Origin of the sequence: Pseudodonghicola flavimaris, assembly GCF_030164425.1 — a bacterium.
Classification (GTDB): Bacteria; Pseudomonadota; Alphaproteobacteria; order Rhodobacterales; family Rhodobacteraceae; genus Pseudodonghicola; species Pseudodonghicola flavimaris.
The window spans coordinates 86272-109111 of sequence record NZ_JASNJD010000001.1 but is presented as its reverse complement, the minus strand read 5'-3'; the positions used below and the strand labels follow the sequence as shown (position 1 = coordinate 109111).

The following is a 22840-nucleotide window of genomic DNA, read 5'->3' as shown; positions in this document are numbered from 1 at the left end:
CGCGGGATGCAGGCGCCCGGCCGGCTCAGGACTGCCAGAACCGCAGCGTCAGGATGGTATAGACCACCATCAGCTCCAGCCGCCCCACCAGCATCCCCACCGCCAGCATCCATTTGGCGGCATCGTTGAGACCGGCGAAATTCCCCGCGGGCCCGATCTGATCGCCCAGCCCCGGGCCGATGTTGGCGAGCGCCGTGGCCGCCCCCGAGACCGATGTGGTCATGTCGAGCCCGGTCATCGACAGCCCCCAGGACAGCATCCCCAGCGAGACCACGAAGAACATGAAGAAGGAGATCACTGAGCTCAGCACATCGGGACCGACGGGGCGCCCCTCGAACCGCGGCGTGAAGATACCGTGCGGGCTGCGGATGCGGCGGATCTGCACCACGATGGAGGAGAACAGCAGCTGATAGCGGAAGATCTTCACCGAACACGCGGTGGAGCCCGCGCAGCCGCCGATCAGACCGATGAAGAAGAACAGCATGATCAGGAAGCTGCCCCAGGCCATGTAATCGACGCTGGCATAGCCGGTGCCGGAGATGATCGAGGTGATGTTGAACAGGGCCTCGCGAAAGGCCTGCTCCCAATGGTGCGGAAAGATCGAGGTCAGCACCAGCGTCGTCACCCCCACGAGCACCGCGATAATCGCCAGAAAGGTCGCCACCTGGCTGTCGCGGAACAGCGGTTTCGCATCGCCGTTCAGCAGCTGCACATAGCGCACGAAGGGCAAGGCGGCGAGGATCATGAACAGCGAGGCGACATATTCCGCCGGCCCGGAGAATTGCGCGAAGGAACTGTCGTAATTGGCGAAACCACCGGTGGAACAGGTGGTCAGCGCATGCACCAGCGCATCGAAGAACGACATCCCCAGCCCGAGATAGGCCAGCATGCAGGCCACTGTCAGCCCGATGTAGATGGTCGAGATCTGGCCGGCGATGGCGGTGGCGCGCGGCAGGATCTTCCCCATCGTGTCGAAGGCCTCGGAGCGGAAGATCTGCATGCCGCCGACCCGCAGCTCGGGCAGGAAGACCATCGCCACCACGATGATGCCGACCCCGCCCAGCCATTGCAGGATACCGCGCCACAGCAGGATGCCCTTGGGCAGGGTCTCCAGCCCGGTGATCACGGTGGAGCCGGTGGTGGTCATCCCCGACATCGCCTCGAAAAAGGCGTCAACGAAGCGCAGCTCGGTCTCGCCCAGCATGAAGGGGATGGCGCCGAACAACGGCAGCGCCACCCAGACGCCGGTGGCGAGCAGGAAGGTCTGCTGGATCGTCAGCCCCTCGCGCACACCGTTGGAACAGCTCAGCGCCACCAGGCCGCCGGTCAGCATGGTCAGAAGCGCACTTTGCAGAAAGACATGCCATTCGCCCCGCCCCTCGACCAGGTCGGCGATCATCGGCAGGCTCATGGTGGCGCCCAGAATGGTCACCAACAGGCCGATCACATATCCCACGGGGCGCAGATCGAACATGCGCGCAGGCTTGGCGTGGCCGCTGCGGGCTGTCAAGCGTGACGCGGACCACAATGATCCGCGTCAGCAAACCGGGGCCTCAGGGCCGCAGCATGTCAGTCCTTGGACTCGGGCAGTTCCGGCGGTTTGGCCGGCGTGCGGGTGCGACGACGCGGCGCAGGTTTCGCCGTGGTCGCCGCCGCCTGCGGCGTGGGCGCCGGGGTCGCGGCGGCCGGTTTCGGGGCGGCCGGTTTGGCAGCCGCCGGTTTCGCCGCGGCACTGCGCCGCGCGGCCGGCTTGCGTGCCGGTGTCTTGGGGGCCGGTGTCTTGGGGGCCACGGGCTTGGCGGCGGCAGGTTTGGCCGTGGCCGCCTCTGCCTTGGGCGTCGTGGCCGTCGCCGCCTTGGCCGCGGTCGCGGGCTTGGCGGCAGCCGGTTTCGGTGCGGCGGGCTTCGGCGCTGCGGGTTTCTCAGCCACCGGCGTCGGCGCCGCTGTGGCAGTGGGTTTCGCGGCCGGAGCCGCTGCGGGCTTCGGCGCCGGAGCGGCAGCAGGCGTCGGGGCCGGTTTCTCAGCCGGCATCGGCGCCGCGGTCGTTACGGGCGCGGCGGCGGCTTTCGGAGCCATCGGCTTGAACCAGCTCTGCACCGGCAGGCTGCCCGGGAAGACCGCGCTGGGGATCTCCGGCGCCAGCGCCGTCGCCGCTTCGAACACCCGCGCCTGCAGCGCCGGGATCTGCAGCGCCGACCGGGTCATGGTCTGCATCAGGCGCATCTGGTTGCTGATCGCCAGGCCCGCCATCCGGCAGGCGGCGGCGTGGACCTGAAGCGGAATGGGTTTCGGGGTCATGATACTGTCGCTCCGTTCTGGGATTGCAGGTCGTTCCAAGGGTCGGATTCAGATGTCACTTCGAAGGTCTCGAAGATATCGAGAACCTCAAGCGCCAGCAGCCGCGGCCCCAGCCGCGCCAGCCGGCTTCGATTGGCCCGCGCGCGCGCCGAAATCGGCTCCACCGCGGCAAGCATCACCTGGTCCGGCCAGCGGCCGGCCCAGGCTGTCAGCGTGCCGGCGACAATCCCTTCGGTAAAGGCAGGCACTTTCTCTTGAATCATATCATGGGATTCGCCCTGTGGCACAGACCAGATTCCGGAGAATCCCATCAACCGCATGGCGACGACGTAGTTCGCATCTTCGACCAGGACCGCGACGCGCCACCACAGGCGGGTCATGTCACTGGCACAGTCGATGGCAGATTGCATCGTGGCTCGGCTCCGGTTCCTAGCCCGCGGGAGGAGGCGCAGGCGTGGTTCATCCGAGTCTAGCCGATTTCCCAAGCAGGCGCAGCAAAAAATGCTGCACTGCGGCAAATGACCGGTTTCCCGCCGATGCATCGCAACGGCGGCAGCCCGTCAGCCGCGATGGATCAGAGTGGAAAACAGTTGCGGATCAAGGCTTTCGGCGGCGAAAGTCTCACCCTCTATCAGCATGCTGACCGCATCGTGACTGTGCAGGCTTTCCTGATGGCTGGCGACCACGCGGAAATCGCCGATCCGCTGATCGGCCTGCAATTCGGCACAGAACAGCCGCACCGCATCCTCGACAAAGATCGGGTTGGCGGCGTTCAGCTCGGCAAAGGCCTGTTCGTCCTCGCGCTTGACCATCACCTGGGTCTCGGTCGGTACGGCGCGGCGGCAGGCCTCGATCAGATCCTCGAACCACAGGCAATCGGACTCGCAGTCCTGCGCCACCGAAATCCGCGCCACCGATCGCTGCGAATGCGGGGTTGCCAGCTGGCCACGCTGCGACCGGGCGTGTTCGCTCAGTTCCAGCGAGCAGGGGCAGGTCGAGGAGTAGACGTAATCGAGGTGCATGATCTTCTTGCGCACCCCGGCCGTCTCCACCAGTTCCAGCGCGATGTCGTAATACTGATATCCAGACAGGCCGGACCGCAGGCTGGCGACCCGCGCCGGGAAGGAAAAGCGCATCTGGATGCGGGCGTCGAAGCTCTCCAGATCGGCCTTGTAGTCATCCAGCGCGGCTTCCATCACCTCGAAGCTGAAGGTCCGCTCCGCATGGGCATAGAACGACCGCATGATCCGGGACATGTTGATGCCCTTCTTGTCGGCCTCTAGGCTGACGGTGCCGGTCACGCTGGTCTCCAGCGTCAGATCACCGTCGTCGCGGGTATGAAACCGGATCGGCAGGCGGAAGTTGGAGATCCCGACATGCTGAATCTGCTGTTTGGCCCCGCGGATCAGGCTGGACGGCCCGTTCTGCAGATCGGGCAGCGACGCCTTATAGGCCTCATCCACCGTGAAGTTCTCAGGGTAAACCCGCGACAAATCGGGATAATTTGACAGCGCGTGATCGGGGAGCAGGCGCGCGATGGCCGGATCGAGCTGGGCGACCTCGGTCGGGGTCGCCGTCTTCGCCCAGGCGCGCAGAACCTCCAGCGCGGCGCTGGCCTCATCGCGGTCAGGGGCGTGATCCAGCTTGGACATATGTAAATTCATCGCCGGTCCCTTTGCTGCCGATCGTCATGATCTGCCCGTCAATCCTAAGCACGCGGGCGGGGATTTCAAATTCTATCCGCCCGCGCATCAAAGTTACAGGTGCCGGATATCTTTTCCGGCCCGCCGGGTCAAACCGCCGCGTCCAGCGCCTGCAGCAGGTCGGCAACCAGATCCTCGCCGTCCTCGATCCCCAGCGATACCCGCACCAGCCCCGGGGTGATGCCCAGCGTCGCCTTCTGCTCGTCGCTCAACCGCTGATGGGTGGTGGTGGCGGGATGGGTGACGATGGTTTTGGCGTCGCCCAGGTTGTTGGAGATCAGCGCGATCTTCAGCGCGTTCAGGAACCGGAACGCCGCCTCCTGGCCGCCCTTCAGATCGATCGCCACCATGGTGCCGCCAGAGCCGCCCATCTGCGCCATCGCCAGATCGTGCTGCGGATGGCTGTCGAGCCCGGGATAGAGCACCCGGGCCAGCGCCGGATGGCCTTCGACCGCCCCGGCCACGGCAGCCGCATTGGCCGCCTGCGCCCGCACCCGCAGATCCAGCGTCTCCAGCCCCTTCAGCAACACCCAGGCGGTGAACGGGCTCATCGCCGCACCGGTGTGTTTCATATAGGGTTCGATGCGCTTGCGGATCAGCTCCTTGCTGCCCAGGATCACCCCGCCCAGCGTGCGGCCCTGCCCGTCGATATGCTTGGTGGCCGAATAGACCACCAGATCGGCGCCCTGCCCGATGGCGTCGGAAAACACCGGCGTGGCAAAGACGTTGTCGACCACCACCAGCGCGCCGGCGGCATGGGCCAGGTCGGCCACCGCCCGCAGGTCGGTGACCTCCAGCGTCGGGTTCGACACGGATTCGAAGAACACCAGCCTGGTGTCGGGGCGGATGGCGGCCCGCCACTGATCCAGATCGGTGCCGTCGACAAAGGTCACCTCGACCCCGTAGCGGCCCAGGACCTCTTCGAGGATGTAAAGACAGGAGCCGAACAGCGCCCGGGCGGAGACCACATGATCGCCGGCCTTCAACAGCGCCGTCAGCGCGCCCGAGACCGCCGCCATGCCCGATGCGGTGGCGAATGCGTCTTCCGCCCCCTCGAGCCCGGCGATGCGCTCTTCGAACATCCGCACGGTCGGGTTGCCATACCGGGCATAGATGAATTCATCCTCGCCCAATTCGATAAACCGCGCCTCTGCCGCCTCTGCCGTCTCATAGACAAAGCCCTGCGTCAGAAAGATCGCTTCGCTCATTTCGCCATACTGGCTGCGACGGATGCCGCCATGGACCGCCGCCGTGCGTGATTTCCAGCTCTCGCTCATGTTCCCTATCTCCCGCCCGTCCGTTCCTGAAGGGCACAAAAAAACCCCGATCGCGGCCAAGCGAAAGGGGTCTTTCATCCTGACCTTTTAGCGGCATTGTTTAACGTGGCCCGCAATCCGGTAACAAATCGCCACGGTGATGATGTGACGCAGGCCTTACGCCGCGTTGACCGTCCAGTCAAGCCCCGGCGGCCGCCCTTCACGAAGCTGTAATCCAACCGTCACGCCGCCGTCACAGCCCCGGTCCATAGCGTCAGGGACCGTATCAGGCATGGGATCTGGGCCATGGCACTCGTCAGGATCAACGCAGTCGGGAACGATCCGGTGCTGCACAACAGCCCGCTGCCGGTGGCGCGCGCGCTGGCCCGCGCCGATCGCGGCGACGGACCCGCGATGGTGATGATCCACGGCTTCAAATATCTGCCCGGCCATCCCCGCCATTGCCCGCATCGCCATATCCTGGCGCTGCATCCCGACGATCTGCCCTGGCGCTCGCCCTCCTGGCCGCGCCAGCTGGGCTTCGGCACCGGCCACCGCGACGAAGGCATTGCGGTGGCCTTCGGCTGGCAGGCGCGCGGCGCGCTGTGGCGGGCGCAGGCCCGCGCGGTCGAGGCCGGGCAGGCGCTGGCCCGTGTCATCGCGCAACTGCGGGCGCAGCGCCCCGACCGGCCGGTGCATGTCATCGCCCACTCGCTCGGCACCGAAGTGGCGCTGGAGGCGCTGCACCACCTGCCCCGGGGTGCCGTAGGGCGGCTGATCTCGCTCAGCGGAGCGGCCTTCCGCAGCCGCGCCGAACAGGCGCTGGCCACCGAGGCCGGCCGCGCTGCAGAGTTCTTCAACGTCACCAGCCGCGAAAACGATCCCTTCGATTTCCTGTTCGAACGGCTGATCGCGGCCCCCGCGCCCGGCGACCGCGCCATCGGCCACGGGATCGCGGCGCCGAATGCGCTGACGCTGCAGCTCGATTGCGCCGGAACCCTGGCGCATCTCGACAGGCTGGGCGCCGCCATCGCCGATCCGGCGCGCCGCATCTGCCACTGGTCGAGCTACACCCGCCCCGGCGCGCTGCAGTTCTACAAGGAGCTGATGCGCCGCCCCGCCAGCCTGCCGCTGAGCACCCTGCAGCGCGGCATGCCGGAGCAGCCGGCCCGGCGCTGGTCGCGGCTGGTGGCACCGCCGCAGCTGCCGCTGGCCTTGCCCTTCGTTCAGAAAGCGTCATGATCCCCCGAAAGGGAGGATGAGATGACCGCAGCGATCGACCTGTACTACTGGCCCACCCCCAACGGCTGGAAAATCTCCATCGCGTTGGAGGAGATGGGCCTGCCCTATGATCTGCATCTGGTGGATATCACCGCCGGCGCCCAGTTCGACCCGGATTTCCTGAAGATCGCACCGAACAAACGGATGCCGGCGATCGTCGATCCGGAGGGCCCGGACGGGGCGCCGGTGGCGATCTTCGAATCCGGCGCCATCCTGCAATATCTCGCCCGCAAGACCGGATGCTTCTACGGCAGCACGGAGCGGGACCGGATCGCCGTCGATCAATGGCTGATGTGGCAGATGGGCGGGGTCGGGCCGATGGCCGGACAGGCGCATCATTTCCTGCAATATGCCCCGGCGATGGATCCGCCGCAGGATCTGCCCTATGCCAAGGACCGCTACCGCGCCGAGGTCGCCCGGCTCTATGGCGTACTGGACCGACGCCTGGCCGAGAGCGCCTTTGTCGCCGGCGATTTCTATTCCATCGCCGATATGGCGATCTGGCCCTGGGCGCATCTGTGGAAACGGCAGGAGCAGCGGATCGACGACAAGCCGCATTTCGCCCGCTGGATCGAAACCGTCGGTGCCCGCCCTGCGGTGCAGCGCGGCCGCGCCCTGGCGGCTGAGAAACGCGGCAACATCCAGGACAACAAGGCGGCTCAGTCGCTGCTCTTCAAACGCTGACGCGCGGCGCCGCGTCGGCTGCGGGAGCCCTCCGGCGGGGATATTTTCAGCCGGGAAAAGACCCGCCGCAGGCGAGACAGGCCGAACCCGTGGCCCCTTACGGCGCCTGCCGGGCCACCGCCACCAACCCAAGCCGGCGCGCCGTCTCCAGCGACAGGATGGCGCTGTCGAGCCCGCGTTCGGCCTGATAGCGATGAACCGCCGTGCGGGTGGCGCGATCCATCCGCCCGGTGACCGGCCCGCTATAGAGATCGCGCGCCGCCAGTGCCCGCTGCAGGCTGGCGGTGAACTCGGCGGTCATCACCGCGTCGCAGGGCCGCTCGAACCAGGTCTCCACCCGTTCGCGGACGATCTTCTGCACGGTTTCGGTGCGGTAGAGCGCCGGCCGGATCAGAGTGCCCTCGGCATCGCGTTTCTCCGGCCGCGCCACCACCTGTTCGGTGACGGTCTCGATCACCGCAGGCGAGACATGGCGGCCCCAGCAGGTGCCAGGCGCAGCCCCCGGCGGCGCCTCTGCCTGGCTCTGGCGGCTGACGGCGGGGGCGCCGGCGCCCGGGGTCTCGCAGGCGGCCAGCCCGGCCAGGGCCAGCGCGCTCAGAACGATGCGGAATGACGTCATGCTCGGGCCTTCGCGGCAGGGTGTCGCTTTGCGCTCACCCTAGACGATAAGATTTGCCTGGCAAAGCGCCCTTCTGCGCCAGATCGCCGGCCCCGGCGGCAGGAACCGTCCCTGCGACCCGAATGGGACTGGAAACGACGCCATGGCTTGTCTAAGGACAGCTCTGAACACCGCGAGCCCGGCTCCGGAGGATCAGCGAGAAGGAACTGCCACGATGCCAAAGATCACCTATATCGAGCATAACGGGACCGAACATGTGGTCGACGTTCCCGTCGGTCTCACCGTGATGGAAGGCGCCCGCGACAACAACATTCCCGGCATCGAGGCCGATTGCGGCGGCGCCTGCGCCTGTTCGACCTGCCACGTGTATGTCCACCCCGACTGGGTCGCCAAGCTGCCGCCGAAGGAAGACATGGAAGAGGACATGCTGGATTTCGCCTTCGCGCCCGATGCCGAGCGCTCGCGGCTGACCTGCCAGATCAAGGTGACGCCCGAGCTGGAAGGGCTGGTCGTCGAAATGCCCGAAAAGCAGATCTGATGCGACGGGCCGCGCGTCTCGGCGCCGCGGCCCTTCTGGGGCTGGCAGGGCTGATCGCCGGCCCGGCCAGCGCCTGCGATGCCTCCATCGTCGCGGCGCGCTATCTGGCGCCGACCGATCGCTATCCGCATGGCGCGCTTGGCGATCCTTGGGAATGGGGCGCGCTGGAGGTCACCCTGGCCCTCTGCGACGGCATGGAACGAAGGTTGCGCCACGACCTGCCCCGCGCACTCGTCTTCGAGGATGTGCAGCCACGGCGCGTTGATCTCGACGCCGATGGAAGGCCCGAGCTGCTCACAGTCGAGAGCCATCGCCGCCTGGGTGCCCGGCTGGCGATCTGGGGGCAGCGCGACGGCCGGCTGACCCGTCTGGCCGCCACCCCGCACATCGGCCAGGCGAACCGCTGGCTGGCGCCCCTGGGCGCGGCCGATCTGGATGGCGACGGGCGGTTCGAGCTGGCCTATATCGACCGCCCGCATCTGGCACGCACCCTGCGGATCTGGCGGTACGCAGACGCCACCCTGACCCAGATCGCCACCGCTCCGGGCCTGACCAACCACCGCTTCGGCGACAAGGACATCGCCGGTGGCCTGCGCGATTGCGGCGCCGGGCCGGAGATCGTCACCGCCGATGCCGACTGGCAGCATCTGATCGCCAGCCGCCTGCGCGGCGGCACGATCGACAGCCGGGTGATCGGCCCGGACACCTCTGCCGCGGGCTTCGCCGCAGCGCTCAGCTGCGCGGAGTGACCGGACGGCGCAGGGTGACGGAGGTCGGGCGATCATAGCCCGGATGTGCGGTCCGGCCGGTTTCGACGAACCCGAGACGCGAGAACGCGGCCTGGTTTTCCCTGAGCTCCACCCGCACCTGCAACTCCACCGCCGGCAGGCCGAGCACCCGCGCCCGCGCTACGGCAAGATCGACCAGCTGCCGCGCCAGCCCCTGCCTGCGCGCAGCGGCCGCCACCGCAAGCTTGCCGAGATAGAGACACTCGGGCTTCGGCGTCAGTACCACGCAGGCCCGCACCGGCCGGCCCAGCCCCCAGATCTCCGCCGTCTGCGCCTGTTCGCGCAGCCCCTGCAGCGTCAGCCGGTGCATCGAGCTCGGCGGATCGATCCGCCCCTCCATGTAGGCGAAACTGTCGCGGATCAGCGCCAGCACCTCGGCCAGCTGCGGCGCATCCGGCCCGAGCCGCTCCGGCGCCTGCATCTCAGCCGCTCACCACGTGATCGCCACCGATATCGCCCAGCGACTGGAACAGGCCGGCGGTATTGCTGACCCCGAATTTCTTCAGCAACCGTGCCCGATGCACCTCCACCGTGCGATAGCTCAGCTCCAGCGTCCGGGCGATCTCCTTGCTGGTCTTGCCCTCGCCCAGCAGCGAAAACACCTCGCGCTCGCGCCGGGTCAGCGGCTGATAGGGGCGGGTGTCGGACAGATCGGCAAAGCTCCAGACCGCGCGGGTCAGCGGCGCGTCGGGGGTGAAGGTATGGCCCCGCACCCTGCACCAGAACAGCTCTCCGCCCTTGCGCATCATCACCCGCTCGTCCCAGTACTGGCCGCGCTCCTGCAGATCGCGCACCCCGCGATTGCGGATATTGGCGAATTCCTCCTGGCTCGGATAGAGAATCGCAAAGGTGCTGTCGCGCAGCGCCGCCCGGGAATAGCCGAACATCGCGGCGAAGGCATGGTTGCAGTCGCGGATCACCCGGCTCTCGGTCACCACCAGGCCCACCGGCGCATGGGTAAAGGCCAGTTCGGCCAGCTCGCGGCCGGCAAAGAGCCTGTCCAGAACCTCTTCGGTCAACGCGGTCATCTGCGCTCCCTCTTGCCCCCTCACGCTACCCGGGTGCCGCTGCGCATGCAATCGCCACGCCACCCGCCCGCTGGCCGGGATCCGTCGCCAGCTTCGACCTGGTCCCAAATATCCCGGGGGACGGCCGCAGGCCGGGGGGCAGCGCCCCCGCTGCGCTCAGACCTCCCCGAGCGCCCGCCAGCCGATGTCGCGCCGATAGAACCCCTCGGGCCAGTCGATCGCATCCGCCATGGCATAGGCCCGGGCGCGCGCCGCGGCCAGGCTGTCGCCCCGGGCAGTGACATTCAGGACCCGTCCGCCATTGGCCAGGATGCGGCCGTCCTTCTCCACCGTGCCGGCGTGAAAGCACATCTCCTCACTGGTCTCCGGCAGGCTGTCGAGCCCGCGAATCTCGCTGCCCTTCTCATAGGCACCGGGATAGCCGCGCGCCGCCAGCACCACCGTCATCGCATGATCCTCGGCCCAGTTGACCCGCATCCCGGCCAGCCGGCCCTCGGCCGCCGCCTGCATCAGGTCCAGCGCCTGGGCCCCCAGCCGCATCATCAGCACCTGGCATTCGGGGTCGCCGAAGCGCACGTTGTATTCCACCAGCCGCGGCTGGCCGTCCTTGATCATCAGCCCGACATAGAGAACGCCCTGATAGGGGGCGCCGCGCCGGGCCATCTCCGCCATGGTGGGCTTGACGATCTCTTCCAGCGCCTTCTCGGTCACTGCATCGGTCATCACCGGCGCCGGCGAATAGGCGCCCATACCGCCGGTATTGGGGCCGGTATCGCCCTCGCCCACCCGCTTGTGATCCTGGGCAGTGCCGATCGGCAGCACGGTTTCCCCGTCGCAGAGCACGAAGAAGGACGCCTCTTCGCCCTCCATGAATTCCTCGATCACCACCTCGGCGCCGGCGGCCCCGAATTCGCCGCCGAACATGTCGTCGATGGCGGCCAGCGCGGTGTCGACATCCATCGCCACGATCACGCCCTTGCCGGCGGCCAGCCCGTCGGCCTTGACCACGATCGGCGCGCCCTCGGCCCGGATGTACTCCTTGGCCGGCGCCGCTTCGGTGAAACGGGCATAGCCGGCGGTGGGGGCGCCCGCCGCATCGCAGATTTCCTTGGTGAAGCCCTTGGAGGCCTCCAGCCGCGCCGCCTCCAGGCTCGGACCGAAAACCAGAACGCCGGCATCGCGCAAGCGGTCGGCAACCCCGGCGGCCAGCGGCGCCTCCGGGCCGACGATGACGAAATCGATCGCGTTTTCCTCGACGAAGGCCACCGTCGCCGCGCCGTTCTCGATATCGAAACTGGCACATTCGGCGATCCGGGCGATCCCGGCATTGCCCGGCGCCACGATCAGCCGGTCGCATTTGGGGTTCTGCAGCACCGCCCAGGCCAGCGCATGTTCACGCCCGCCGCCGCCGAGGATAAGGATGTTCATCGCGCTTGGTCTCCGATCTGCTTGGCCTTGCCTGCGGCGCGTTCTATTCTGGGCAGCGCGCCAGAACAAGGAACAAGGTAACCTCCGATGTCCGACCTCCTCGACGATCCGACCCCGGGACAGAACCTGCCGGAATTCAGCGTGTCCGAGATCTCGGGCGAGATCAAACGCACGCTCGAGGGCGCCTTCGGCCGGGTCCGGGTGAAGGGCGAGGTCGGCCGGGTGTTCCGCGCCCGCTCCGGGCATCTCTATTTCGACATCAAGGACGATCGCAACGTGCTGGCCTGCACCACCTGGAAAGGCCAGGTCGCGGCGCTCTCCGTCGTGCCGGAAGAGGGGATGGAAGTCGTCGTCACCGGCCGGCTCACCGCTTTCGGCGGCCAGTCGAAATACAACCTCAACGTCGATGAGGTGGCGGTGGCGGGCCAGGGCGCGCTGATGGCGCTCCTGGAGCAACGCAAGAAACAGCTCGCCGCCGAGGGGCTGTTCGCGCCCGAGCGCAAGAAGCCCCTGCCCTATCTGCCCGGGATCGTCGGCGTCGTCACCTCGCCCTCCGGTGCGGTGATCCGCGATATCCTGCACCGGCTGCGCGACCGTTTCCCGCGCAAGGTGCTGATCTGGCCGGTGGCGGTCCAGGGCGCCAATTGCGCCCCCGAGGTCGCCCGGGCCATCGCCGGCTTCAACCGGCTCACCCCCGGCGGCGCCCTGCCGCGCCCCGATCTGATCATCGTCGCCCGCGGCGGTGGCTCGGTCGAGGATCTCTGGGGCTTCAACGAAGAGATCGTCGCCCGCGCGGCGGCGGCCTCCGACATCCCGCTGATCTCCGCCGTGGGCCATGAGACCGACACCACGCTGATCGACTATGTCGCCGACATGCGGGCGCCGACGCCGACGGCAGCGGCCGAACTGGCGGTGCCGGTGCGGCTGGAACTGATGGCCTGGGCCGACGGCATGGGCGCCCGGCTCTCCCGCGCGGCGACGCTCGGGATCACGCAACGGCGCCAGCGGCTCGGCGATCTCGGCCGCGCCCTGCCCCGCGGCGAGGCGCTGCTCGACAGCCCGCGCCAGCGGCTCGACTGGCTGGCCGACCGGCTGCCGCAGGCGCTGACCCACGGGGTGCAGCGGCGCCGGGTGCAGCTGTCCGAAACCGCCGGCGGGCTGCGTCCCTCGGCGCTGCGCGCGCTGCTCGCCCGTCGCCGCGACCGGCTGGCCGCGGCGCGGCTCAGCCTGATGCCGCTCAGCCGCGAAATCGCCCGGGGTCGCGACCGGATCGCGACGCTGTCGCAACGGCTCGACGCGGCGCAGGGCACACGGCTCGACCGGCTGCGCCGCCAGCTGGAGGCGACGGACCGGCTGCGCGAAACCCTGTCCTACAAGGCGACGCTGGAGCGCGGCTATGCGGTGGTGCGGGCCGGCGACCAGCTGATCACCGGCGCCACCGCCGCCCGGACCGCCGCCGCCCTGGAGATCGAATTCCACGATGGCCGGGTCCGCGCCCTGCCCGAGGGCGGCAGCGAGCCGGACGCCCCCGCAGCGCCGCGCAAGGCCGGCCGGCCAAAGACCCCGCCGCCCGAACAGGGCTCCCTGTTCTGACCGCAAAGGCCGCTGCGCGCCCTGCCTCCGGCGGGAGTATTTGCGACAGAGAAGAAGCCGGGAAAGAAGTCTGGCCGCGCGCCATTGCAGTCCCGTGGCAGCCGTCTCTTTCTGGCTGAAAATATCCCGGGGGAACGACTGCAGGCCCTTGCGGGCAGCGCCCCCTCCCTCTCAGACGCCGACCTCGGGCCCCTTGCAGATCATCTCTTCCCCGATGTCCTCGGCCTCGTAAAGCTCGGTCGCCTGCGGATCGTTCTCGAAACGGGCGATCAGGCCGTTCTGGCCCTGCGAGAAGGTCCAGCATTGTGGATCGAGCCGGTCTTCGTAGACGAAGCAGATCTGCCCCGCCTCCTCATACCATTGGCCATATTTGCAATTGCCGTCGAGGAAGGACCAGATCACCCGGCGCCCCTCGAGATAGCGTTCCACGCCGTAGGCGGCGCCGGCCTGGCCGTAGAACAGGGTCTTGCCACGGGTGTAGCGGTCGAATTCTTCCGCCGTCATCGGCGACTGGGCCAGCACCGGCGCGGCCAGAAGGCAGAGGGGAATCAGCAGGGAGATGCGCATGGGGCGACTCTGGCAGATCGGCGCCGCGCTTGCCAACGCCCGATCAGCCCCGCCCGCCGCGCGGCGGCGGCGCTTTGCCCATCGCCCAGGCACGGGCGCGGCGATCCATCATCCGCCGCCACAGCGGCGGCACCAGCGCCACCGCCGCCATCACCGGCATCGACCGTGGCAGGATCGGCATCCGCGCCGGATCCAGCCGCAATTCCGGATAGACCCGGGTGGGATGCTGGTGATGATCGGAATGGCGCGGCGCGTTCAGCATCAGCGCCGAGGAATACCATTGCGGCGCATTCCAGGAATGCTGCGGCCCCGCCGGCTCTGCCCGCCCCTCCGCCCCGATCCGCCGTCGCAGCCCGTAGTGTTGCACGTAATCGGCAAGCAGCAACTGCATCTGCGCATAGAGACAGAGGAGCAGCAGCGCCACAACGCCACCGCCCCCTGCCAGCGTCCAGGCCAACCCCAACGTCAGCGCCCCGCCGGCGACATAGACGACATAGGGATGCGGCCCGCGCGCCCGCGCCCCGGCCCGCTGCCGCGCCGCCGTCTCCGCCCGCATCCCCTGGACGAAGGACCCGATCCAGGCGCGCGGAAAGAACCGGTAGACGCTTTCCCCCATCCGCGCCGAATTCGGGTCGCGCGCCGTGGCGACATGGATGTGATGCACCTTCGGATGGGCCGAGGCATGCTGCCCGAAGAGCATCGAGACATAGACCGCCGTGCCCAGCCGCCGCAGCCCGCGTGGACTGCGGTGGATCAGCTCATGCGCGTTGGGATGCGATACCTGGCCCAGGAACATCCCCAGCGCCAGCCCGGTCAGAACACGCGCCGCCGGTGCCAGCCCCGAGGCGCCACCAACCGCCCAGACCCCCAGCGCCAGAAGCGCAAAGTGCAGCCCCCCCAGCAGCACCGACAGCCGGTTGGCCGCCGCGCCCGCCTCGGGCAGCTCCGGCAGCGCCTCCGGCCCCAGCCGGTCGGCCAGTGCCACGAAAACGGTCATGTAGATCAGGCTGAGCGCCGGCCAGGGTCCGCCCGACAGGCAGGCGAGCGCGATCAGCGCGACAGGGGTCAGCGTGGCGACGACGAAGCGGAGCATGCGGGCGGTCCCGAAGCGGCGCGGCAGCCCCGCGCGGGCAGCGGCAGCTTCTGCCGCTGGCGGGCCGGTGTCAAATGCGCCATGTTGCCCCGACCCTCACCTCGTCGCCCCCCAACCCCCGCCCCTGTCCGGAGCTTCCGATGTCCACCCTCAGCCTCGCCCCGGCACTTGTCGCCCTGCTCTCGGCCATCGCCTATCTGGCGCTGACCGCCCGGCCACCGAATGCGCTGCGTTCGGCGATCAAGACGCTGGCTGTGGCGCCGCTGGCGCTGTTGGCCGCGCTCTCCGGTGCGCCGGCGCTGCTGATCCTGGCGCTGACGCTCTGCACGCTGGGGGACCTCGCCCTGTCGCGCCCGGGAGACCGCGCCTTCCTCCTGGGCGGGCTGGCCTTCGCCGCCGGCCATCTGAGCTATGTCGCGCTGTTTCTCGGCCATCCTGCCGCCGCGCCGGCGCTGCTGGCCCAGCCAGAGCGGGTCGCCGCGCTGATCGCGCTCGCGGCCCTCGGCCTCGGGCTGGCGGCGATCCTGCTGCCGAGGGCCGGCGGCCTGCGGGCGCTGGTGGCGGTCTATATCCCGGTCATCCTGACGATGACGGCGGCCGCGCTCAGCCTGCCGGGCGATGGCAGGCTGACGCTGGTACTGCCGGCGGCGCTGGCCTTTCTGCTCTCCGACACGATCCTGGCGGCAGAGGTTTTCCTGATGTCGCCCGACCATCCCGGCCGCCGTTGGGCGCCCTATGCGATCTGGCCGCTGTACTGGGCCGCCCAGGCCGGTTTTCTGGCCGCATTCCTCCCCGGCTGAGCTCCTCGCCCTTTGCAACCCGCCCCATTCCGCATTAGGTGGGGGGAAGACTGCGCGGAGACCAGCATGGCGTTTTTCTCGAAACTCAAGGATCGGCTGTTCAAATCCTCCTCCAAACTGGAGGAAGGGCTCGACGCCATTGTCGAGGAGGGCGGCGAGGAAGAGCCGCTGATCGAGGAACCGACCGCGCCGGAGCCTGCCCCCGCACCTGAACCGACCCCCGAGCCCGAGCCGCCCCTCGAGCCAGCCCCGGTGCCGGAGGTCGAACCGACACCCGCCCCGACCCCGGCGCCCACCCCAACGGAAGTCCCGGCCGGGATCCCGGCGGAGGCCCCGGTCGCGCCGCCGGCGGAACCCCCGGCCCCGACGCCGGTCGAGCTGCCCGACAGCCCGCTGACCGAAGTGCCGGGCGACGCGCCCCCCGCCGAAACCGGCCCCGGCTTCTTCGGCCGTCTGCTCGGCCGTGGCGCGCCCGCGCGCAGCGTCACCCGCCGGGTGCTGGACGACGACATGCTCGAACAGCTCGAAGAGCTGCTGATCGCCTCGGACATGGGCGTCGATACCGCACTCAGGATCACCGCCAACCTGGCCGAGGGGCGATACGGCCGGAAGGTCTCCACCGAGGAGATCAAGAAGCTGCTCGCCGCCGAGATCACCCGCGTCATGGAACCGGTGGCGCGGCCGCTGCCGATCTATCCGAAACGGCCGCAGGTGGTACTGGTCGTCGGCGTCAACGGCTCCGGCAAGACCACCACGATCGGCAAGCTCGCCAGCCAGTTCAAGGCCGCCGGCAAGTCGGTGGTGATCGCCGCCGGCGATACCTTCCGTGCCGCGGCCGTCGAACAACTGCAGGTCTGGGGCGACCGCGCCGGGGTGCCGGTGCTGACCGCGCCCGAGGGATCTGACCCCGCCTCGCTCGCCTTCGATGCTATGACCCGGGCGCAGGAAGACGGCGCCGATCTGCTGATGATCGACACCGCCGGCCGGCTGCAGAACCGCGCCGACCTGATGGAGGAACTGGCCAAGATCGTCCGCGTCATCCGCAAGAAGGACGAAACCGCGCCGCACAACACGCTGCTGGTGCTGGATGCCACCACCGGGCAGAACGCGCTGAACCAGGTGGAAACCTTCAAGAAGATCTCCGATGTCTCGGGGCTGGTGATGACCAAGCTCGACGGCACCGCCAAGGGCGGCGTGCTGGTGGCGCTGGCGGACAAGTTCGGCCTGCCGATCCATGCCATCGGGGTGGGCGAACAGATCGACGATCTCGCTCCCTTCGACCCCGCCGATTTCGCCGCCGCCCTGACCGGGCTCGACCGCGGGTGAGCCTGGCAATGCGCCCCTGGCTTCTTCTCTGCCCAAATACTCGGATGTCCCACCCTCCCCGCCGCCACACCGCCGGCCGGCAGTCTGATCCGGCGGCGCCATGAGCCAGTTTCTCCTGTCTCTCGAAGGCACCGAGGCCGGCCATACCGCCGCGCTCTTCCTCGCCGTGCTGGCGGCCTTCCTGCATGCGGTCTTCGGCGCGCTGCAGAAGGGGCGGCACGATCCCTGGCTCAGCCGCGGCGCCATCGACGGGGCCTATTTCGTCATGGCCGCGCCCTTCGCGCTCTTCGTCGTGCCCTGGCCCGAGCCGCATATGTGGCCGATCTTCGCCGGCGCCTGGGTGATCCACGTGATCTACAAGCTGCTGCAGGCGCTGGCCTATACCAAGGGTGCCTATACCGTGGTCTACCCGGTGGTGCGCGGCACCGGGCCGCTCTTCGCGGTGATCGGCGCCGGCCTGCTCTTCGGCGAGCATTTCACGGCGGTGCAATGGCTCGGGGTGGCGGTGCTGCTGGCCGGGATCTTCGGCCTGGCGCTCTACAACCTGATCTATCTGCAGACTGCCCGCGACACGCTGGTTCCGGCGCTGCTGCTGGCGGTGGCGACCGGGCTCTTCGTGGCGCTCTACACCACCTATGACGCCTATGGCATCCGCTCCACCGCCGATCCCTTCACCTTTCTGGCCTGGTTCTTCACCTTTGACGGCATCGTGATGCCGGTGATCGCGCTGCTGCGCTATAGGACCATGGCAGAGCGGCCGGCGCTGGCGCCCCTGGCGCTGCGCGGCTTTTCCGGCGGCATCGTGGCCTTCTTCAGCTTCGGGGCCATCATGCTGGCGACCCGGCTCGACAAGGTCGGCGAGGCGGCGGTGCTGCGCGAGACTTCCACCGTCTTTGCCGCGCTGATCGGCTGGCTGGTGCTGAAGGAAACCGTCGGACCGCGGCGCATCGCGCTGATGTCTTTGATCGCGCTCGGCGCGGTGATAGTGGAACTGGGCAGCTGACCCTGCCGCCCCCGGCAGAACGCAAACAGGCGACGAGAGAGAGATGAGCGAGAAAAAAGACGTGAACCCGATCCTGCGGCAGGTGCTGGAACTGGGCCCGACGGTGATCTTCTTCCTGCTCTACATGAAGCTGAAGGAACAGAGCTTCGACATCGGCGGCACCGAATATTCCGGCTTCATCATCGCCACCGTGCTCTTCGTGCCGGTGCTGCTGGTCTCCATCGGCATCCTGTGGAAGCTGACCGGACAGCTCAGCCGGCTGCAGATCTTCACGGCCTTCGTGGTGATCTTCTTCGGGGCACTGACCGCCTGGTTCAACGACGAACGGTTCTTCAAGATGAAGACCACCATCGTCTACGGGTTCTTCGCCGCCATCCTCGGCACCGGGCTGCTGCAGGGCCGCTCCTATCTCGCCTATGTGCTGAACGAGATGCTGCCGATGGAAGAGACCGGCTGGATGATTCTCACCCGGCGGCTCTGTCTGGGCTTCACTGTTCTGGCCGGTGCCAACGAACTGGTGTGGCGCACGATGTCGACCGATCTCTGGGTCAAGATCGAGACCTTCGGATTTCCCATCCTGCTGTTTCTCTACCTCTGGTGGCAGGTGATGGCGTTGCAAAAATACCTGATCGACCCGGCCGACCGCGATCTTTGATCCACCGCGCCGCCGCCCGGACTTGTCCTTGCGGAAACCTCTGATACCCTTTGGAAAACGCGGGGCTTTTCCCTGCATCGTCTCCGAAGGAGCTGGCCATGACCGTCATCCCCCTGCCCGAGAGCGGCTTTCTGTCCGCCGCCTCGGACGATCTGAAACGGATGCTGGCGGCACAGGCCGTCGACCTGGCGCTGCAACCGGGAGAGGTGCTGTTCGAACAGGGAGAGCCGGGCGATTCCCTCTATGCGATCATCGAAGGGCAGCTCGAATTCTCCATCCTGGCGGCGGACGGGCGCAAGCTGTCGCTGGACATGATGGGCCCCGGCGCGGTTTTCGGAGAGATCACCCTGTTCGATCCCGGTCCGCGCACCGCGACGGTGACGGCGCTGATGCAGTGCCGGCTGCTGCGGGTGCGCCATGACGACGTGCTGGACAATATCCGCCGCAATCCCGATCTGGCCGAGGATCTGATTCATCTCGCCGGCCAGCGGATGCGCTGGATGGGGCGGCTTTTGAATGAACAGGTGTTCCTGCCGCTGCCGACCCGGCTGGCCCGCAAGCTGCTGCATCTGACCGAAGTTTCCGGCGGCGACGGCGCCGCTCTGGCCCTATCGCAGGCGGAGCTGGCGGAATTCGTCGGCGCCACCCGCGAGGCGGTGTCGAAAACCCTCTCGGCCTGGAAGAAATCCGGGGTCATCACCGCCGGGCGCGGCGGGCTGGTGATCGAGGATCGCATCACCCTGCGGACCCTGGCCGACCCTGACGCCATCTGAGCGGGATCAGCGCCCGCGGCCCTGCCCGGCGCGCCCTCCCCTCCTCCTCCTCCCCGATCCGGCACGACATTTCCTTGCGCCGGAAAGCGGGATTTGTTGCGAAAAACTGTACACTTGTGAACTGGATTACAGAGTGTTTCCGCGCAGAGCCCTAGAACTGGCCGCGGAAGTGCTCGCTGCCCCCACGGCGGGCGCGCTTCCCGGGGAAACGTACCCCGAGAGGCCGGTCCACCATCCCGTACCGTACCGGGCCGGTCTTGTTAGAGCCATGTGTCCCTGGGCACATGGCTCGCTTTTTCGGGGGCGTCAGGTTGCGCCGGCGCTCAGGCGCGCAGCTCGTCATAGGACAGCATCACATGCTCGCGATAGGCCGGGCGCCCGGTCAGCCGGGCATAATAGGCCGCCAGATGCGGCAGCTCCGCGCGGGCGATGTCGATGTCGTAATAGCGATAGAGCACATGGCCGAACTGGATGTCGGCCAGGGTGAACTCCGGCCCGGCCAAGAACCCCTCTGCCCCGATCTGCGCCTCGGCAATCGCCAGCTTGCGCTCCAGCGCCGCCACCGCCCGCGCGATCGCCGCCCCGTCACGCCGCCCGGCCGGGGTGCGCACCAGGCGCCCGAAGACCGGCCCGGTGAAGCCCATGGCAACGTTGATCTTGGCCCATTCCGCCCAGCGGTCGACCTCGGTCCGGGGCAGCAGCGCCTCCGGCCAGAACGGCCCCTTGCCGTAGCGGCTGGCGAGATAGCGCAGGATCGCGCCGGATTCCCATAGCGGCGGGTTGCCGCCATCCTGCAGCACAGGCACCGTGCGATTGGGATTCATCGCGATGAATTCGGCGGTATCGGTGCCACCGAAGCGGTGACCGACATCGTGACGGCGACAGGGCAGCCCCAGTTCGCCGATGCACCACATCACCGCCTGCACGTTGGAAGAGGTCCTGCGCCCCCAGACTGTCAGCATTTTCTGTCCGTCCCCTCCTGATCCGGCGCGGTCGCGCCACAACCGAAAAGGCCGGGCATCATGCCCGGCCTTCTCAAGTCTCTGCAACGACGCTTATTCGCTGTCATCGAGGCTCAGCGCCACGAACCGCGGGTCGCCGCCGCGACGGATCAGGAGCAGCAGCGACTTGCGCCCAGCCTCCTTCGCCTCGGCGACGCGGGCGTTCAGATCGGCGACCGAGGTCACCTTCTGCTGGCCCGCCTCGGTGATCAGGTCACCGGCGCGCAGCCCCTTTTCAAAGGCCTGCGACGCCTGATCGACATCGGTGACCACCAGCCCCTCGATGCCCTCGGGCAGGCCCAGTTCCTGGCGCATGTCGTCAGTCGGGGCGCTCAGCGTCATGCCGAGGATGTCTTTCTGCTCCGGAGCGGCCTCTTCGCCTTTCATGGCGGCCGGCACGGTGCGTTCGGCATCCTCGCGGCGGCCCAGCGTCACCAGCAGCGTCTTGGTGCCACCGTCACGGAAGACCACGACCCGCACGGTCTTGCCGACGGCGCTGTTGCCCACCAGCTTGACCAGTTCCCGGGTGTCCTTCACCTCGGTGCCGTCAAAGCTCATGATCACGTCGCGCTGTTCCAGGCCTGCCTCCTTGGCGGGGCCCTCGGGCACATCGGTCACCAGCGCGCCCTCGGGCTTGGTCAGACCGATGGCATCGGCGACATCCTCGGTCACGTCCTGGATGCGCACGCCCAGCCAGCCGCGACGGGTTTCGCCGAATTCCTTCAGCTGATCGACCACCTTGCTGACCACGTTGGAGGCCATCGAGAAGCCGATGCCGATCGACCCGCCGTTGGGCGACAGGATCGCGGTGTTCACACCGATGACCTCACCCTCCATGTTGAACAGCGGCCCGCCGGAGTTGCCGCGGTTGATGGCGGCATCGGTCTGGATGTAGTCGTCATAGGTGCCCGACAGCGCCCGGTTGCGGGCCGACACGATGCCAGCGGAGACCGAGAAGCCCTGCCCCAGCGGGTTGCCCATCGCCATCACCCAGTCGCCGACACGGGCGGTATCGCTGTCGCCGAAGCTCACGAAGGGCAGCGGCTGGCTGGCCTCGACCTTCAGCAGCGCGATATCCGTCTTCGGATCGGTGCCGACCACCTTGGCGTCCATCTCGTCGCCATCGAAGAATTCAATGCGAATTTCATCGGCGCCGTCGATGACGTGGTTGTTGGTGACGACATAGCCGTCCTCAGAGATCACGAAGCCCGAGCCGAGCGCGGTGGAGCGGCGCGGGCGATCCTTGTCACCGCGGTTGCGGTCCTGGAACTCCTTGAAGAAATCCTCGAAAGGGGAGCCTTCGGGGACGATGCCCTGCGGGCCGGTGCGGCCCTCGACCAGGGTGGTGGTGGTGATGTTCACCACGGCGGGGCTGACCTTTTCGGCCAGCGGCGCAAGGCTCTCCGGCCGCGCCTGCGCCAGCGCGGCCTGCGCCAGCACCAGAACGGTGGCCAGAACGGTCAGCCAGACGGCCCGGAATCGGACGATCGGGCCGGCCTGCCCGTTTGGAAAAGTGATTGCCTGTGGCTGCACTGGTTGCCTCCTTGTCAAAGCCAGAATGAACCGGAAACCCCGCCCCGCACGCGGACCCAAGGCTTTCCTACCCGGGCCGAAATGTAAGCGCTCTTCCTGCCCCTGCAACGAGTGTTGCACGTTTTCAACGGCTTGTGAAACGACCGTGACAACGCTTGACAGAAGGATCAGGCCCTGTCGGCGGAGGACCGCGGATGGCCCCCGCCAGACCCGGGTTCTGTCGCCGCTGCACGATGCCACGCGATGCCGCGCGATTGCACATGACGATACGTCACCGTCGTGCCATGCTCGTCCTCATGGGGCACCTGATCTTCATCACCCACCCCGAGGTGGTTGTCGATCCGCAGATCGATGTCCGGCGCTGGCGTCTCAGCGACCGGGGGCGCGCGCGTATGGAGCGGTTCGCCGAAAGCCTGGCCGTGGCCGAGGTAACTGCGGTCTGGTCGAGCGCGGAAACCAAGGCAACCGAGGCCGCCGCCATTCTCGCCGGGCGCCTCGGCCTCGGGGTGCAGATCGACGTCGACCTTGGCGAGAACGACCGCAGCGGCACCGGCTTCCTGCCCCCGAAGGAATTCGAGGCCACCGCTACCGCCTTTTTCGAAGCCCCCGAGCACAGCATTCGCGGCTGGGAACGCGCGGTGGACGCGCAACAGCGCATCCGCACCGCCGTCAACCGGATCGTCGCCGGCCATGGCCGCGGCGATCTGGCCATCGTGGCGCATGGCGCGGTCGGCAGCCTGCTGTTCTGCAGCCTGTCGAGCCAGCCGATCAGCCGCCGCGCGGATCAGCCGTTTCAGGGCCATTACTGGGTTGCCTCGCTGCCCGGACTGCAGCCAGTGCAGCCCTGGCGCCCGATCGCACCCCGGCGCTGAG

At 68.0% G+C, this 22840-nt stretch carries 24 protein-coding genes and 1 riboswitch; of the genes, 11 read left to right on the top strand and 13 right to left on the bottom strand.

Annotated features, from left to right (window positions below):
- Window positions 1–25: 25 nt before the first annotated feature.
- The 5 genes from QO033_RS00530 to metZ all read right to left on the bottom strand — a co-directional run bounded on the left by QO033_RS00530 (window position 26) and on the right by metZ (window position 5278).
- Window positions 26–1474, bottom strand: coding sequence for a TrkH family potassium uptake protein (locus QO033_RS00530; RefSeq protein ID WP_284478959.1), 1449 nt, complete (start codon window positions 1472–1474; stop codon window positions 26–28).
- Between the two features lie 95 nt (window positions 1475–1569).
- Entirely contained in the window at window positions 1570–2298 is a 729-nt protein-coding gene (locus QO033_RS00525) for a hypothetical protein (protein ID WP_284478958.1), read from the bottom strand.
- Window positions 2295–2708 (bottom strand): hypothetical protein, encoded by a 414-nt coding sequence (locus QO033_RS00520; RefSeq protein ID WP_284478957.1) that lies wholly within the window; start codon window positions 2706–2708, stop codon window positions 2295–2297. Before QO033_RS00520 ends, QO033_RS00525 begins: the two co-directional genes overlap by 4 nt.
- Before the next feature lie 150 nt (window positions 2709–2858).
- Complete coding sequence (gene folE2, locus QO033_RS00515; RefSeq protein ID WP_284478956.1) at window positions 2859–3962, bottom strand: GTP cyclohydrolase FolE2; 1104 nt, start codon at window positions 3960–3962, stop codon at window positions 2859–2861.
- 128 nt (window positions 3963–4090) lie between these two features.
- A complete protein-coding gene (gene metZ, locus QO033_RS00510; RefSeq protein ID WP_284478955.1) occupies window positions 4091–5278 on the bottom strand; it encodes an O-succinylhomoserine sulfhydrylase in 1188 nt (395 codons plus the stop codon).
- Window positions 5279–5345: 67 nt separating this feature from the next.
- A riboswitch (SAM riboswitch) is annotated at window positions 5346–5423 on the bottom strand.
- Between the two features lie 140 nt (window positions 5424–5563).
- Here metZ and QO033_RS00505 point away from each other — a divergent pair.
- Window positions 5564–6499 (top strand): esterase/lipase family protein, encoded by a 936-nt coding sequence (locus tag QO033_RS00505; RefSeq protein WP_284478954.1) that lies wholly within the window; start codon window positions 5564–5566, stop codon window positions 6497–6499.
- 21 nt (window positions 6500–6520) lie between these two features.
- Window positions 6521–7222, top strand: coding sequence for a glutathione S-transferase N-terminal domain-containing protein (locus tag QO033_RS00500; RefSeq protein ID WP_284478953.1), 702 nt, complete (start codon window positions 6521–6523; stop codon window positions 7220–7222).
- Between the two features lie 97 nt (window positions 7223–7319).
- Here the strand turns inward: QO033_RS00500 and QO033_RS00495 are convergent, their stop codons facing one another.
- Complete coding sequence (locus QO033_RS00495) at window positions 7320–7841, bottom strand: peptidoglycan-binding domain-containing protein (RefSeq protein WP_284478952.1); 522 nt, start codon at window positions 7839–7841, stop codon at window positions 7320–7322.
- Between the two features lie 214 nt (window positions 7842–8055).
- Here QO033_RS00495 and QO033_RS00490 point away from each other — a divergent pair, with 214 nt between their 5' ends.
- Together QO033_RS00490 and QO033_RS00485 are read left to right on the top strand one after the other, a co-directional pair.
- On the top strand, window positions 8056–8379 hold the full coding sequence (locus tag QO033_RS00490) for a 2Fe-2S iron-sulfur cluster-binding protein (protein ID WP_284478951.1): 324 nt from the start codon (window positions 8056–8058) through the stop codon (window positions 8377–8379).
- Window positions 8379–9128, top strand: a complete 750-nt coding sequence (locus QO033_RS00485; protein ID WP_284478950.1) for an FG-GAP repeat domain-containing protein — start codon at window positions 8379–8381, stop codon at window positions 9126–9128. The genes QO033_RS00490 and QO033_RS00485 overlap by 1 nt, the downstream gene beginning before the upstream one ends.
- Here the strand turns inward: QO033_RS00485 and QO033_RS00480 are convergent.
- The 3 genes from QO033_RS00480 to purD all read right to left on the bottom strand — a co-directional run bounded on the left by QO033_RS00480 (window position 9112) and on the right by purD (window position 11623).
- Window positions 9112–9588 carry a GNAT family N-acetyltransferase gene (locus QO033_RS00480; protein ID WP_284478949.1) on the bottom strand — a complete coding sequence of 159 codons (477 nt, stop codon included), beginning with the start codon at window positions 9586–9588 and terminating at the stop codon, window positions 9112–9114. The two genes, QO033_RS00485 and QO033_RS00480, sit on opposite strands and share 17 nt — an antisense overlap.
- A 1-nt stretch (window position 9589) precedes the next feature.
- On the bottom strand, window positions 9590–10195 hold the full coding sequence (locus QO033_RS00475; protein WP_284478948.1) for a LuxR C-terminal-related transcriptional regulator: 606 nt from the start codon (window positions 10193–10195) through the stop codon (window positions 9590–9592).
- Between the two features lie 156 nt (window positions 10196–10351).
- Window positions 10352–11623, bottom strand: coding sequence for a phosphoribosylamine--glycine ligase (purD, locus tag QO033_RS00470; RefSeq protein ID WP_284478947.1), 1272 nt, complete (start codon window positions 11621–11623; stop codon window positions 10352–10354).
- 87 nt (window positions 11624–11710) lie between these two features.
- Here purD and xseA point away from each other — a divergent pair, with 87 nt between their 5' ends.
- Window positions 11711–13216, top strand: coding sequence for an exodeoxyribonuclease VII large subunit (gene xseA, locus QO033_RS00465; protein ID WP_284478946.1), 1506 nt, complete (start codon window positions 11711–11713; stop codon window positions 13214–13216).
- A 171-nt stretch (window positions 13217–13387) separates the two neighbouring features.
- On the opposite strand, the gene QO033_RS00460 is transcribed toward xseA, so the two are convergent.
- On the bottom strand, window positions 13388–13783 hold the full coding sequence (locus QO033_RS00460; RefSeq protein WP_284478945.1) for a hypothetical protein: 396 nt from the start codon (window positions 13781–13783) through the stop codon (window positions 13388–13390).
- A gap of 43 nt (window positions 13784–13826) precedes the next feature.
- Complete coding sequence (locus tag QO033_RS00455) at window positions 13827–14876, bottom strand: alkane 1-monooxygenase (RefSeq protein WP_284478944.1); 1050 nt, start codon at window positions 14874–14876, stop codon at window positions 13827–13829.
- A gap of 140 nt (window positions 14877–15016) precedes the next feature.
- Here QO033_RS00455 and QO033_RS00450 point away from each other — a divergent pair, with 140 nt between their 5' ends.
- The 5 genes from QO033_RS00450 (at window position 15017) to QO033_RS00430 (ending at window position 19433) form a co-directional block, all read left to right on the top strand.
- Complete coding sequence (locus tag QO033_RS00450) at window positions 15017–15676, top strand: lysoplasmalogenase family protein (RefSeq protein WP_284478943.1); 660 nt, start codon at window positions 15017–15019, stop codon at window positions 15674–15676.
- Between the two features lie 66 nt (window positions 15677–15742).
- Window positions 15743–17002, top strand: a complete 1260-nt coding sequence (gene ftsY, locus QO033_RS00445; protein WP_284478942.1) for a signal recognition particle-docking protein FtsY — start codon at window positions 15743–15745, stop codon at window positions 17000–17002.
- A 100-nt stretch (window positions 17003–17102) separates the two neighbouring features.
- Entirely contained in the window at window positions 17103–18005 is a 903-nt protein-coding gene (locus QO033_RS00440; RefSeq protein WP_284478941.1) for an EamA family transporter, read from the top strand.
- Between the two features lie 43 nt (window positions 18006–18048).
- Window positions 18049–18660 (top strand): inner membrane-spanning protein YciB, encoded by a 612-nt coding sequence (locus QO033_RS00435; protein WP_284478940.1) that lies wholly within the window; start codon window positions 18049–18051, stop codon window positions 18658–18660.
- Between the two features lie 98 nt (window positions 18661–18758).
- Complete coding sequence (locus QO033_RS00430) at window positions 18759–19433, top strand: Crp/Fnr family transcriptional regulator (protein ID WP_284478939.1); 675 nt, start codon at window positions 18759–18761, stop codon at window positions 19431–19433.
- A 323-nt stretch (window positions 19434–19756) separates the two neighbouring features.
- Here QO033_RS00430 and QO033_RS00425 read toward each other — a convergent pair whose 3' ends face one another.
- Together QO033_RS00425 and QO033_RS00420 are read right to left on the bottom strand one after the other, a co-directional pair.
- Window positions 19757–20395: a glutathione S-transferase family protein gene (locus tag QO033_RS00425; RefSeq protein WP_284478938.1), complete on the bottom strand. Its 639-nt coding sequence runs from the start codon at window positions 20393–20395 to the stop codon at window positions 19757–19759.
- A gap of 93 nt (window positions 20396–20488) precedes the next feature.
- Window positions 20489–21967, bottom strand: coding sequence for a DegQ family serine endoprotease (locus QO033_RS00420; protein WP_407682077.1), 1479 nt, complete (start codon window positions 21965–21967; stop codon window positions 20489–20491).
- A gap of 260 nt (window positions 21968–22227) precedes the next feature.
- Between QO033_RS00420 and QO033_RS00415 the strand changes: the two genes are divergently transcribed.
- Entirely contained in the window at window positions 22228–22839 is a 612-nt protein-coding gene (locus QO033_RS00415) for a histidine phosphatase family protein (protein ID WP_284478937.1), read from the top strand.
- Window position 22840: the final 1 nt, after the last annotated feature.

What these genes read in the sequence shown, in the direction of transcription:
- QO033_RS00435 (WP_284478940.1), top strand. Translation starts at nt 18,049, where the DNA reads ATGAGCGAGAAAAAAGACGTGAACCCGATCCTGCGGCAGGTGCTGGAA.
- QO033_RS00525 (WP_284478958.1), bottom strand. Translation starts at nt 2,298, where the DNA reads ATGACCCCGAAACCCATTCCGCTTCAGGTCCACGCCGCCGCCTGCCGG.
- QO033_RS00475 (WP_284478948.1), bottom strand. Translation starts at nt 10,195, where the DNA reads ATGACCGCGTTGACCGAAGAGGTTCTGGACAGGCTCTTTGCCGGCCGC.
- metZ (WP_284478955.1), bottom strand. Translation starts at nt 5,278, where the DNA reads ATGAGCGAGAGCTGGAAATCACGCACGGCGGCGGTCCATGGCGGCATC.
- QO033_RS00530 (WP_284478959.1), bottom strand. Translation starts at nt 1,474, where the DNA reads ATGTTCGATCTGCGCCCCGTGGGATATGTGATCGGCCTGTTGGTGACC.
- QO033_RS00505 (WP_284478954.1), top strand. Translation starts at nt 5,564, where the DNA reads ATGGCACTCGTCAGGATCAACGCAGTCGGGAACGATCCGGTGCTGCAC.
- folE2 (WP_284478956.1), bottom strand. Translation starts at nt 3,962, where the DNA reads ATGAATTTACATATGTCCAAGCTGGATCACGCCCCTGACCGCGATGAG.
- QO033_RS00415 (WP_284478937.1), top strand. Translation starts at nt 22,228, where the DNA reads ATGACGATACGTCACCGTCGTGCCATGCTCGTCCTCATGGGGCACCTG.
- QO033_RS00520 (WP_284478957.1), bottom strand. Translation starts at nt 2,708, where the DNA reads ATGCAATCTGCCATCGACTGTGCCAGTGACATGACCCGCCTGTGGTGG.
- ftsY (WP_284478942.1), top strand. Translation starts at nt 15,743, where the DNA reads ATGGCGTTTTTCTCGAAACTCAAGGATCGGCTGTTCAAATCCTCCTCC.
- QO033_RS00455 (WP_284478944.1), bottom strand. Translation starts at nt 14,876, where the DNA reads ATGCTCCGCTTCGTCGTCGCCACGCTGACCCCTGTCGCGCTGATCGCG.
- QO033_RS00450 (WP_284478943.1), top strand. Translation starts at nt 15,017, where the DNA reads ATGTCCACCCTCAGCCTCGCCCCGGCACTTGTCGCCCTGCTCTCGGCC.
- QO033_RS00460 (WP_284478945.1), bottom strand. Translation starts at nt 13,783, where the DNA reads ATGCGCATCTCCCTGCTGATTCCCCTCTGCCTTCTGGCCGCGCCGGTG.
- purD (WP_284478947.1), bottom strand. Translation starts at nt 11,623, where the DNA reads ATGAACATCCTTATCCTCGGCGGCGGCGGGCGTGAACATGCGCTGGCC.
- QO033_RS00440 (WP_284478941.1), top strand. Translation starts at nt 17,103, where the DNA reads ATGAGCCAGTTTCTCCTGTCTCTCGAAGGCACCGAGGCCGGCCATACC.
- QO033_RS00425 (WP_284478938.1), bottom strand. Translation starts at nt 20,395, where the DNA reads ATGCTGACAGTCTGGGGGCGCAGGACCTCTTCCAACGTGCAGGCGGTG.
- QO033_RS00495 (WP_284478952.1), bottom strand. Translation starts at nt 7,841, where the DNA reads ATGACGTCATTCCGCATCGTTCTGAGCGCGCTGGCCCTGGCCGGGCTG.
- QO033_RS00490 (WP_284478951.1), top strand. Translation starts at nt 8,056, where the DNA reads ATGCCAAAGATCACCTATATCGAGCATAACGGGACCGAACATGTGGTC.
- QO033_RS00500 (WP_284478953.1), top strand. Translation starts at nt 6,521, where the DNA reads ATGACCGCAGCGATCGACCTGTACTACTGGCCCACCCCCAACGGCTGG.
- QO033_RS00430 (WP_284478939.1), top strand. Translation starts at nt 18,759, where the DNA reads ATGACCGTCATCCCCCTGCCCGAGAGCGGCTTTCTGTCCGCCGCCTCG.
- xseA (WP_284478946.1), top strand. Translation starts at nt 11,711, where the DNA reads ATGTCCGACCTCCTCGACGATCCGACCCCGGGACAGAACCTGCCGGAA.
- QO033_RS00480 (WP_284478949.1), bottom strand. Translation starts at nt 9,588, where the DNA reads ATGCAGGCGCCGGAGCGGCTCGGGCCGGATGCGCCGCAGCTGGCCGAG.
- QO033_RS00485 (WP_284478950.1), top strand. Translation starts at nt 8,379, where the DNA reads ATGCGACGGGCCGCGCGTCTCGGCGCCGCGGCCCTTCTGGGGCTGGCA.